Source organism: Luteitalea sp., from assembly GCF_022842525.1.
Lineage (GTDB): Bacteria > Acidobacteriota > Vicinamibacteria > Vicinamibacterales > Vicinamibacteraceae > Luteitalea.
Genome location: NZ_JALHPM010000020.1, coordinates 43616 through 53576, shown reverse-complemented (window position 1 = coordinate 53576; position 9961 = coordinate 43616). Strand labels below are relative to the sequence as shown.

The window sequence follows — 9961 nt, the reverse complement described above, 5'->3', positions numbered from 1 at the left end:
TCAACTCCTCGGCGGCCAACAGCGTGACGCAACTGCGGACCCTGCGCATCAGCAAGCAGGGCGCGGTCGAGATCGCCACGCTGGAGATGGTCGATCCCCTGTTCGGGTTCCGCGTCGCGGTCGGGGACGTCCTGCGCATCGACCAGAACGGCTCGCTGCTGGAGTACGGCGGCGTGGTGACGCGCGTCACGGAGCGGGTCAGCAAGACGGGCGTGCGGACGCGGGCCGAGGCGCGCGGCTGGGCGTTCGAGGCCGACGATGTCATCGTCCCGGTCCACACCGTCCCCTCGTCCACGCGCCTGACGACCGCGGCGATCAACCTGTGCGGCAGCTTCCTGTCCGCGAAGGGCTGGACGACCCCGACGATGTCGGCCGGGCAGGGGTCGATCCTCGCGGCGCGGACCTATCTCGGGTACACCGTCAAGGCCATCTTCGACGACTGGACGCAGCAGACCGGGCAGGCGTGGCGCGTCAACGGCGACCGCTGGCTCGGCTACCAGTTCCCCGCATCCCTGACGCCGGCGCCCACGTCGTTCACGGCCTCGAATCGGACGGTGCTCGTGGGCTCGGCCGCGTGGAGTCAGGACCAGGTGCGGCTGGCCTCGCGGATGTTCGCGACGACGAGCGGACAGAGCAGCGACTACTTCGACCACGTCGAGGCGCATGCGGCCAATGGCGTGCGGACCATCTTCCCGGTCAATGTGCTGCCGCCCGAGATTGGCGTGAGCGCGGCCGCAGGCTATGCCGCCGCGGTGTCGACCATCGCCATCACGGGGGCGCCGGCCTCGATCACGCTCCGCGCCGGCCTGACGATCCGCGCCGCCGCCCATGGGCCCTACAGCCTCTCGGCAGCCGCGACCGTCAACGGGGCGGGTGAGGCCACGTTGGCGCTGGCCAGCGGGCTGACGGCCGCGGTCGTGGCGGAGGAAGGGCTCACGCTCGACAACGGCACGCTGGTGGGGCTCTACGTCAACAGCACGTCGACGCCCCTGGACGGGTCGACCGGCTGGCGCTGGGATGCGACCGAGGCCGCGTTGCGCACGTCGAGCAGCGCGCCGTCCAGCACCACGGTCATCCGGTACACCCCGCGCGTGCAGCATCCGGCCGTCGTACGGTCGTGGCTGGCGGGCACACAACTGAGCACGGGGGCCTTCGACTACGCGGTCGTCCGCGATGTGTCGGTCGCGCGGCAGGGCGACCTCGACCTCGCGCAGACGCACGCGCGCAACCTGATCGACCTGGCCGAGCGGGCGCAGTCGCCGAAGACCTTTACGATCCAGACCGACTACGTCGGGCAGATCTACCCGTGGATGTCGGCGCTCTGCTCATTCCCGGACCACGACATCTCCGGGACGTTCACCATCCAGGACGTCGAGATCCTCGACATCGGGCGCCTGAACCAGATCCCGCGCATGCAGCTCACGATGGTCGAGACCGGCATCGGGCGCGACTGGCGCGAGCCGTGGCGGTCGGTGGGCGCGGGCCGGGCGGCCGGCGTGGTCGGCGTCGTGGGGGCCGGCGGCGGGTCGTCGGGCACCGGTGGCACAGTGGCCGCGCCGTACGTCGGCCTCTCCCTGCCCATCGGCGGCAGCAACGCCCAGACGCTCCCGGTCACGACGACGTGGCAGGACATCAGCGAGGCCGTGCCGATCGACCACCCCAGCGACCCAACGGGGACGTGGGAGTTCCGGCCGGCGGCCTATCAGATCAGCAGCAACACGCCCGCGGTGCCGCTGCAACTGCGGCTCCTGATCAACGGGACGCCGGTCTCCAGCCTGAGTACCTGGGCGTTTGGGAACTACAGCGACAACAGTTTCTTCGCGTTCCCGACGCACCAATACAACGCACCGAGCGCCGGGGCGTGCCTCGTCCAGGCGCGCGTGGCCTCCCTCACGAGCAATGCGGTCGTCGGACGCGGCCGCGTCACAAAGGTGGCATGAGCATGAGGCACAGGCAGCAGGCAGGAGCGACGTGGCTGGTGGCGCTGGCCCTGTGGGTGGCATGGGCGGGCGTGGCGGTTGCGCAGACCGGCACGGCGACGCGGACCCTCAGCGTCGGCGCGACCCCCGCGCCACCCACCGGCTCATCGGTGCGCCTCGACGGCCTGGGCACGAGCGGCGGCACCAACGTGCTGTTCGCGGACGGCGACGGCGACATCTTCGAGCGACTGATCGCCAAGACGGACCTGCCCGCCACGACGGGGTACACCGACGAGGCGGAGACGTGGAGCCTCCTACAGACGTTCTCGTCGGGCATCGCCCTGCGCGATGGCTCCTGTAGTGCGGACGGCGGGGCGCTGTACTTCTCGGCCGACACGGACACTGGCCTCGCGCGCAGTGGCGGCAACGCGATGGTGCTCTGCACCGGTGGCAGCACGCGTCTGACCATCAACAACACCGGCACCACAGCGGCCGGCACGCTCACGAGCTCGGGCACCTTCACGGCGTCGACGACGGCCAGCGTCGGAAGCACGCTCGGCGTGACGGGGCTGTCGACCCTGACCGGCGGCTTCAGCGCGGGGGCCAACTCCAGCGTGACCGGGACACTCGGCGTGTCTGGCCTGGCCACGCTCACCAGCGGCTTCGCGGCCGGGGCCGACAGCACGATCACCGGGAGCCTGACCGCATCCGGCGACGTCGCGGTCAACGGCGGCGACCTCACGAGCAGTGCCGCGACGCTCGACATCAACGCTGGCGGCACGGTGCGCATCAACGACGCGCTGGTGATGGCCTCCGCCAACACGATCCGCTCGGCCAACTTCGCGTCGCGGACCACCGGCTGGGGCATCACCTACGCGGGCGAGGCGGACTTCCGGTACACCTACGCCGACGAGTTCTACACCAAGAACTTCATCGCGGACCTCGAGACCGCCCTCAACGGCGGGCAGATCATCGCCAAGAGCACCGTCGTCCTGGCGCAGGACTTCACCTGTCCCGCCGCCGCGGGCACGGCGACGCTGTGGGTCCGAGACTTCCCGGGCCACGGCAACCTCCGCGTCTTCGCCGCGAATGACTGGGTGGTGTTGCGCTCGATGACGCGCGCCGATGCCGACAACGACGGCAACATCGAGTTCTCGATCGGCGACTGCGTCGGCCAGGTCAGCAGCTACACCGACGGCACGAGCGGCAACGACGGAACGCAGTCCTGGACGTTCACCCGCGGCAGTGGCGGCAATGCCGGCGGGATGGCGTCGAGCACCGTCGTGGCGGCCGACGCCCTGGTCATCGACTACGGAGTCAGCGGGCAGGGCTTCCTCGTCGCGCGGGCGAACGACGGCACCGAGGGGTCACAGTCGCCCTACTGGCAGGCCGTGACGTGGACGACGTCGCCGGTCGCGGCCAACATGGCCCTCCAGACGCGCTGGGGGCAACTCAACGGCGCGTACGGGTACAGCGCGAGCACCTTCGGCCTCTGCGCCGGGAACGCGGCCGACGTCTTCCTGTGCGCGGAGCCTACCAACGGCCTGCGCATCATGGAGGGCGGCACCAACGAGATGTTGCGGGCCGACCCCACCGGCTACATCCGCGTGGGCATGCAGGGCGCCGGGCAGCCGAACACCTACATCGACAGTGGCGTTGTGGCGATCCGTGTGGCGACGACGCCCTGGGTGCGCCTGACGACGTCGGGCGTCGAGGTCGGGCAGACGTCGAGCGGCCAGGGGAACACCTTCATCGACACCAGCGGCAACTACTTCGCCCGCTCGGGCACGGTCAATCGCTTCACGATTGCCGGCAGCAATGGCAATTCGGATTGGCTCGACGACGACGGCACCACGGTCCGCGCCCGGATCGGTAGCACGGCGGCCTACTTCGGCTCGCTCGCCGGCGAACGCTTCCAGTTCACGTACGGCGGGGCGCTCGAGGCCTATAACTCGGCCGGCACGCTCTACGCCTCGCTGAGCGCGGCCAACGGGTGGCTGCTGGGCAACTGGTACACGACCGGCAGCAACAAGGGCTATGCGCAGATGACGGACAGGTACTTCCGGCTCTGCAAGACCGGCATCGGCTGCACGCTCGAATTTGACGGCGACACCGGCGGGATCACCAGCACGGGCAGCTTGTCGATCCAGGGGGCCGCGACGATCGGCGGGTCTGGCAGCTTCGCTGCCGGCAACGTCTCGCTAACCACGTCGGGCGTCTCGATCACGCCGTCGACCGGGTCCGCGGATTGGGACAGCACGCGCGCCTATCGTTTCCCGTTCACGCCGAGCGGGGCCGTCGGCGGCATGTATGCGGCCGACCTCGCGGACCAGGGAAATGTGTTCGTCTCGACGCAGGGCACTGACTACACACACTCGCATTTCTCGACGCTTAGCTCGCTGATTAGCGACGTTTCCGGCGGCGATGCGGGCACCTACGCGGCGACGATCTCGGCCGCCACCGGCGACGACGCGCTCGTTACCGGGGCACGGGCCCAGATGCGCGTGCAGACGTCGGCGGGCACCAACAGCCTGACGATTTATCCGACGCAACTCTTGATCGATGGCTCGTCAGGCTTCGACGGGACCAAGACGGTCCGCAACAGTGCCGGGACGGGCACCTGCACGCTCGTGTTCACCTACGGCATCTTGACGGGCGGCACATGCTGACGGCCCGCGCCATCGCCGCTGATGCCGGGACGCCCGCCGTGCGGTCTACTGGCGAGAGCTACGCGCCTGCGCCACACTGCCACGCCATGAACTGCACACCCTATCCCGCGACGTTCCCGTGCGCTGAGCCGCCGATGCCGCCAGTGCTCGTCAATCCCTACCTGCCGACCTCGCCGCTGGGGGAAGCGCTGCCGCCGACGACCGAATGGGTCTCGCGCGTCGAGGACGAGATGGCCCTCGCGCCCGCGGCGCAGCCGGTGCCGGAACCGAGCGCCGCCGCTTTGCTGCTCGTGGCGCTCGTGTTGTGTGCCCCGCGGGCTTGGAGGCGGGCGTGATTCTGCCGTCGATCGTCGCCGCCGTCCTGCTCGCGCAGTCGCCAGCCAGCCAGCCGCCACAGCCACCGACCGGGGATGTCGTGGGGGTGCCGGCCCCCGTGGCGCTGCCGCCGGAGATTGCCCTCCGCGTCGAGAACGCGCAACTCCGCATGGCCCTCCTGCGGGCGCAGATCGAAGCCACGACGCAGGCCCTGCAGGCGCAGCGCGACGCCATTGACGCCGCCGTGCGCGCGGCCCTACCTGGCTACGCCGGTATCGACTGGCAGACCGGGCAGCCTCGCAAGGCCGACCCGTCCGGTGAGCCACCCGGTAAGGACTCGCCGCGATGAATGCAGACGTGATGCCGGACGAACGGCGGACGCTGGCCGATTGGGTACGCGAGAACGCCACGCTGCCGATGGTGCTCTCCCTGTTCGCCCTGTTCGCCAGCGGCGTCACGTACATCAACCAGGTGCAATCGCTCGAGGTGCGCGTGAAGGCGCTCGAGCAGGCGGTGTTGCCGGCGGCGCTGGCGGCCGCGCGGCAGGACGAAGCCTTGAAGGCGATCCAGCAGCAGCTCGCCGAGATCAAGGACGACGTGAAGGACATCAAGCGGCGGCAGTGACGCCGTAGCACAGACGTTCGCCCCCTGGCCCGGCCTCATGAACCGGGCGACGCAGCACCTGGCCGGTGTGGGGGCGGATGACAACCAGGCCGACAGGGCAAGGCCACCTGTTCCCGTGCGGAGACGCACGCGCGGAGCAGCGTGGCCTTTTCTGTTGGCCGAGCAGGAGTTACCGACCCGATGCAGCACCACACGACGTACCGCAGGCCCGGCGAGCGCGAGACCACGCGATGAACGCGCTGGCGATCCGCAACGAACTGACCGACCGGCAAGCCACGGCCCTGACGGTCTTCGGGGAAGCGCGGCGGGAGCGGCTCGTGGGGCAGCACGCGGTGGCGTGGGTCATCCGCAACCGCACGCTGCATCCGCGTCGCTTCGGCGACGGATGGAAGGGCGTCTGCCTGCGCCCGTCGCAGTTCTCGTGCTGGTACGAGTGGGGCGGGCCGAGCAACTACGCCGCCGTGATGGCCGCGGCCCTGCAACTGGTCGACGGCGCATCCCCCTCGCCCGGGTCCGCCTTGGCTCGCGCGCTCCAGGTGGCCGACGACGTGATGGGCGGCGTGGCTCCTGACCCCACGGGCGGGGCGGATCACTACTTCGCGCCCAAGGCGATGGTGCCCCCGGGGCGCGTGCCGGCGTGGGCGCAGGGGCAGACACCAACCGTGGTCATTGACGCGCACCGGTTCTACCGGCTGGTCGCATAGAGGGTTCGACAGATGCAGACATTCCGACTGATCGCCATCGTGCTCCTCGCGCTGCTGTCGCTGCCTCTCGTCGCGCACGGACAGACGCCCATCGTTCTCGCGCCAGGTGCCGGCGTGACCGTAACGTGGGACGCCCCATCGTCCGGCGCGGCGGGCGCTCCGACGGGCTACCGCTTCGAGACGTTCCGCGAGACCGAGACCGGCGTCGTCGTGACCACCACGGATGTCCCGGCCACGTCCATGACGGCGACGCTGCCGGGGACGGTCCTGCCGGCCGATGGGCCGTTCCTGCTGGCCGTGCGGGCCTTCAATGCACAGGGGGTGAGCGACCGATCGAACGCGCTCCCTTTCGTGCGGGCCATGCCGCCGGGTGCCCCGACGAATCTGAGGATCGCCCCGTGACGTGGCTGACCAACCTGCTCGGCGACACCGCCCGCCCGCTGGATGCCGGCGTGTCGGTGGCGAACGTGACCGGCCGTCCAATGCTGGTGCGCTGGCGGATGACGTTCAGCACGGGTCGGACGCGGACGCAGAGTGAGACGGTCTCGCCGGGCCGGACGTGGAGCACGACGATCCGGGCCTTGTTCGGCGTGCATGTGTCGGACCCGGAGGCGGACCTAGCCGGCCTGACCGTGACGTGCGATGGCGGCGCGACCGCGTGTCCCGTGCTGTGGACGCGTCTCGTCTCGCCGGCCTGCGAGGGCGCGCAGTGAGCCGGGGCAAGGGCATGACGCTCGACGCGATGCTGGGCGCCCTCACGTCCACGAAGGGCGACGTCGCAGAGGCCGCGCGGATGTCTGGTGTCCGGCTGGCGACGTTCCAGCAGCGGATGCATCGCTTGGGAGTGACGCGGAATCACCTGGCGTTCATTCGCCTCGGCCGCGAACTGCCCGCACCGGTGGCACCGGGCGACGCCTATCTGGGCGACGAGCGCGTGACGCTGCGCCTCGCGGACTACGCCCTGTTGCGCGAACGCGCAGAGATGGCCAGCGAAGCCGAACGGCTCGCGGCCGACCTGCGCTGCGCGAACCGCATCATCGATTCACTGACCCGAGAACTGTCTGAGAGGGCCGCATGACCCGACGATTGACGCTGTACCTCGCGCTACTCCTGTCCCTGTTCGTGTCCGTGCCGGCGGGGGCGCAGTCGTCCCTCCCCGACCATGTGTACCGCACGCTCGTGGAGGTCTGCGCCGAGTACCCGTACCCGGTCGTCCAGTCCGACGAGCACCTGGGCGAGATCCTCAACGAGGTCGCCTACCGGCACCGCGACGAGGGCTGGGGGCTGTCGCGCAAGACGGGCGGGCAGCGCGTCGGCAGCCCGGTCGGAGAGATTGCGGAAGACATCCTGCAACTGCCGAGCGGCTTCCACTACGACGTGCTCACGGCCGCGAAGGTCGGAAATCCGCTGCTGCCGAATCAGGGCAGCAACATCGGCGTCATCGACTTGCGGAACCGGCCGTGGGTCGCGCCTGTCGCGCATCGGCTGTCGTGGGCGACGGGTGGAAGTACGCCACCCCCGCCCGGACCTACGCCACCCCCGGTCGTAACTACACCAGCCGTCGACCTCGCGCCCGTGTTGGTCGCGCTGGCCAAGCTGCAGGCCGACGTCGACGAGCTCAAGAACCGGCCGCAACCGGACCCGGCCCCTCCCGACTTGGGCCTGCTCAATAGCTACATCGACGCGATGATCGGGAACGGCCCCGCGGGCGCGACGGACAACCACGTCACCGACATCCTCAAGCGGCTGGACGCGATCCGCGTGACGCTGGAGCAGTTTGCCGCGTGGGTGAAGTCTCGCGCGGTGATGAGGTACTGACGATGCGACGAGGCGCAACGGCACAGGAGCGGTTCTGGGTCAAGGTCGAGAAGACCGACACATGCTGGAACTGGACGGGCCATCGTGGCAAGCGCGGGTACGGCTACTTCGGGGTTGGCCCTATCGAGGGCCAGAAGAAGAACTGGAAGATTGCCATTGCCCATCGCGTCGCTTACGAGTGGCTCGTTGGCCCCATCCCTGCGGGGCTGCAGCTTGACCATTTGTGCCGCAACACTGCGTGCGTGAACCCGGCACACCTCGAGCCAGTCACCAACGCGGAAAATCAGCGCCGCGGCATCAAGGCGAACAAGCGCGAGTGCGTCAATGGGCATGCATTCACGCCGGAGAACACGGTGCCGAACTCGGGCGGGCGGGGACGCGCGTGCCGCGCTTGCGTCAATGCTGCGGGCCGTCGCTACCGCGCAAGGCGTAGGGCCGCATTCGCGGCAATGTGGGTCGGCGGCGGTAGCGGTGGGCAGGCAACACAGGAGGTCGCCCATGGGTAACTCCACGCTCCGCGCCATCGCCGTCTCCATCGTCCGTGCGGCCGTCGCAATGCTGGGCGCGTACCTCGTGCGCGGCGGCTTCGTCGATGACTCGCTGATGCAGGAGGGCGCGTCCGTGCTCGCCTTCCTCGTGGTCGACCGGGCGTGGGAGTTCTGGCTCCTGCATCGCGCCGTCATCTATCAGCGGTGGCTGCTGTGGCTCGGGCTGCGGTCCAACCTCGCGCCGGATGACGCGGGCCGGGCCATACAGATCGCGCACGTTGAGCACGAAGCCCGCGAGCGCGTGAAGGACGGGATCAAGCCGTGAGCGACGAGACGAAGCCGACAGAGCCGGCCATCCCGGTAGTGGCCGTCGTCCCTGTGGACGCCTACGCCGACGTGCTCGCGCTGGCAGAGGCCGAACTGGGCAGCCTCAAGCGCACGGGCCTCCGCATTGCGCTGCAGATGACGGAGGCGAAGGACGCCAAGGTCACCGCCGTGCTCACCGTCAAGGATGTAGCCAAGGGCGATCTCGACATCGGCGGCTTTCTCACGCGCAGGTACACCGGTCGCTGGGTGGGCGGCCTGTACCTGCAGTGGACGCAGGACTGACGAACGGAGGCGGCCATGTGACCGCCACACACGCCGCGCGCACGGGGACCAGCGCGGTTCGGATTGGCTCACTCACCGGACGAGGGCCACGCTCCCCTGCGTGGCTCCGGTGCTCGCAGGTCGCAGGCTGGGCGCAGGCGGCAGGCGAGTCCTCGGCTTTCACAGGAGTAGGCACATGGCAGCAATGTCCAATTACCTCGAAAACAACCTGACCGACTTCCTGCTGCGCGCGCAGGCCTTCACGCCGCCGGCCGCCGTGCATGTCGGCCTCATCGTCGCCACGCGGGGCTACAGCAACAGCATCCGCAGCACGGCGGTGAGCGTCGGCGATACCGTCATTCCTGCGACGCCGAACGGGCGGCTGTACCGGGTGACCACGGCGGGCACGACCGGCGCGAGCGAACCGACATACCCAACGACTGACGGCGGCACCGTCACCGACGGAACGGCGGTGTGGACTGAGCACACGCCGAGCCTCGACGCCAACGCCAACGTGACCGAGGTCAGCGGTGGGGCCTATGCGCGTGTGTCGCTGACGCGTAGCTTGGCGAACTGGTCTGGCACACAGTCGGCTGGATCGACCGTCGCCAGCAGCGGCACCGGAGGCGCGAGCAGCAACAACGGCGCGGTGACGTTTCCTGCGCCGACCGCGAACTGGGGCCTGGTGTTCGGCCTCGGTGTGTGGGACGCGGCCACGGTGGGGAACCTGTGGCTCTGGGGCGCGCTCACCACGCCGAAGACGGTCAACAACGCCGACCCCGCGCCGAGCTTCGCGGCGGCCGCGCTCACCATCACCTTCGCGTAAGGACGGCCGG

General features: G+C 69.6%; 14 protein-coding genes. All 14 read left to right on the top strand.

Going from position 1 to position 9961, the window contains the following annotated elements; translation table 11 throughout:
* Nucleotides 1-1940: hypothetical protein (locus Q0C41_RS06480; protein WP_291982033.1), on the top strand; the 1940-nt coding region annotated here is incomplete at its 5' end.
* Complete coding sequence (locus Q0C41_RS06475) at nucleotides 1937-4588, top strand: hypothetical protein (RefSeq protein ID WP_291982031.1); 2652 nt, start codon at nucleotides 1937-1939, stop codon at nucleotides 4586-4588. The genes Q0C41_RS06480 and Q0C41_RS06475, both read left to right, overlap by 4 nt.
* The gene (locus tag Q0C41_RS06470) at nucleotides 4582-4923 is read left to right on the top strand and encodes a PEP-CTERM sorting domain-containing protein (RefSeq protein WP_291982030.1); all 342 of its coding nucleotides are present in this window, start codon (nucleotides 4582-4584) and stop codon (nucleotides 4921-4923) included. The genes Q0C41_RS06475 and Q0C41_RS06470 overlap by 7 nt, the downstream gene beginning before the upstream one ends.
* Nucleotides 4920-5252, top strand: a complete 333-nt coding sequence (locus Q0C41_RS06465; RefSeq protein ID WP_291982028.1) for a hypothetical protein — start codon at nucleotides 4920-4922, stop codon at nucleotides 5250-5252. Before Q0C41_RS06470 ends, Q0C41_RS06465 begins: the two co-directional genes overlap by 4 nt.
* On the top strand, nucleotides 5249-5527 hold the full coding sequence (locus Q0C41_RS06460) for a hypothetical protein (protein ID WP_291982027.1): 279 nt from the start codon (nucleotides 5249-5251) through the stop codon (nucleotides 5525-5527). Before Q0C41_RS06465 ends, Q0C41_RS06460 begins: the two co-directional genes overlap by 4 nt.
* A gap of 230 nt (nucleotides 5528-5757) precedes the next feature.
* The gene (locus Q0C41_RS06455; protein ID WP_291982025.1) at nucleotides 5758-6231 is read left to right on the top strand and encodes a cell wall hydrolase; all 474 of its coding nucleotides are present in this window, start codon (nucleotides 5758-5760) and stop codon (nucleotides 6229-6231) included.
* A gap of 12 nt (nucleotides 6232-6243) precedes the next feature.
* Nucleotides 6244-6633 (top strand): fibronectin type III domain-containing protein, encoded by a 390-nt coding sequence (locus Q0C41_RS06450; protein WP_291982024.1) that lies wholly within the window; start codon nucleotides 6244-6246, stop codon nucleotides 6631-6633.
* Nucleotides 6630-6944, top strand: a complete 315-nt coding sequence (locus tag Q0C41_RS06445; protein WP_291982022.1) for a hypothetical protein — start codon at nucleotides 6630-6632, stop codon at nucleotides 6942-6944. Before Q0C41_RS06450 ends, Q0C41_RS06445 begins: the two co-directional genes overlap by 4 nt.
* Nucleotides 6945-6958: 14 nt before the next feature.
* Nucleotides 6959-7309: a hypothetical protein gene (locus tag Q0C41_RS06440; RefSeq protein WP_291982020.1), complete on the top strand. Its 351-nt coding sequence runs from the start codon at nucleotides 6959-6961 to the stop codon at nucleotides 7307-7309.
* Nucleotides 7306-8049: a hypothetical protein gene (locus tag Q0C41_RS06435; RefSeq protein WP_291982018.1), complete on the top strand. Its 744-nt coding sequence runs from the start codon at nucleotides 7306-7308 to the stop codon at nucleotides 8047-8049. The genes Q0C41_RS06440 and Q0C41_RS06435 overlap by 4 nt, the downstream gene beginning before the upstream one ends.
* On the top strand, nucleotides 8016-8555 hold the full coding sequence (locus Q0C41_RS06430; protein WP_291982017.1) for an HNH endonuclease signature motif containing protein: 540 nt from the start codon (nucleotides 8016-8018) through the stop codon (nucleotides 8553-8555). The genes Q0C41_RS06435 and Q0C41_RS06430 overlap by 34 nt, the downstream gene beginning before the upstream one ends.
* On the top strand, nucleotides 8548-8862 hold the full coding sequence (locus Q0C41_RS06425) for a hypothetical protein (protein WP_291982016.1): 315 nt from the start codon (nucleotides 8548-8550) through the stop codon (nucleotides 8860-8862). Before Q0C41_RS06430 ends, Q0C41_RS06425 begins: the two co-directional genes overlap by 8 nt.
* Nucleotides 8859-9146 carry a hypothetical protein gene (locus Q0C41_RS06420; protein ID WP_291982014.1) on the top strand — a complete coding sequence of 96 codons (288 nt, stop codon included), beginning with the start codon at nucleotides 8859-8861 and terminating at the stop codon, nucleotides 9144-9146. Before Q0C41_RS06425 ends, Q0C41_RS06420 begins: the two co-directional genes overlap by 4 nt.
* A 175-nt stretch (nucleotides 9147-9321) precedes the next feature.
* Nucleotides 9322-9951 (top strand): hypothetical protein, encoded by a 630-nt coding sequence (locus tag Q0C41_RS06415; protein WP_291982013.1) that lies wholly within the window; start codon nucleotides 9322-9324, stop codon nucleotides 9949-9951.
* Nucleotides 9952-9961: the final 10 nt, after the last annotated feature.